This window comes from Pseudomonas sp. SMSB3, assembly GCF_052041965.1.
Taxonomy (GTDB): Bacteria; Pseudomonadota; Gammaproteobacteria; order Pseudomonadales; family Pseudomonadaceae; genus Aquipseudomonas.
In genome coordinates this window covers 1-334 of sequence record NZ_JBKGGV010000052.1, presented here as the reverse complement: position 1 = coordinate 334, position 334 = coordinate 1, and the positions used below count along the sequence as shown (strand labels likewise).

General features: G+C 50.6%; 1 protein-coding gene. It reads left to right on the top strand.

Annotation, left to right across the window (positions count from 1 at the left end):
- Window positions 1-108: 108 nt before the first annotated feature.
- A complete protein-coding gene (locus ACLEJW_RS23255) occupies window positions 109-315 on the top strand; it encodes a hypothetical protein (protein WP_440778334.1) in 207 nt (68 codons plus the stop codon).
- The last annotated feature ends 19 nt before the right edge of the window (window positions 316-334 follow it).

Genomic DNA, 334 nt, shown 5'->3' with positions numbered 1-334 from the left:
TAAAATAGGTTTTTACTGTGGCCGCAACTGGGGCAGCAGCTCGCGCGCTTGATCGAGCTGTATCGGCAGTTGCGGTAGTTGACGAGATCGGCGAGTATTAGCGATGCCATGCTGCAAGATTTGGATTTGAGTCGTGCAGATATTCTGCAGAAGGCAGAGCGTAATATTGGGAAGATTCACCGAAAAATAATCAGCGTAGAGCGCTTTGCTTTTGCTTTTGCTTTTGCTTTTGCTTTTGCTTTTGCTTTCGCTTTTGCTTCTAAGCGCGCGGAAGTTCAGACAACGCGAAACGCGACCTCAGGAGGCCGAACGTAGGCGTCTGGAGGGCCCAGGG

Coding starts and splice junctions, on each gene's coding strand:
- ACLEJW_RS23255 (WP_440778334.1), top strand. CDS start 109: ATGCTGCAAGATTTGGATTTGAGTCGTGCAGATATTCTGCAGAAGGCA.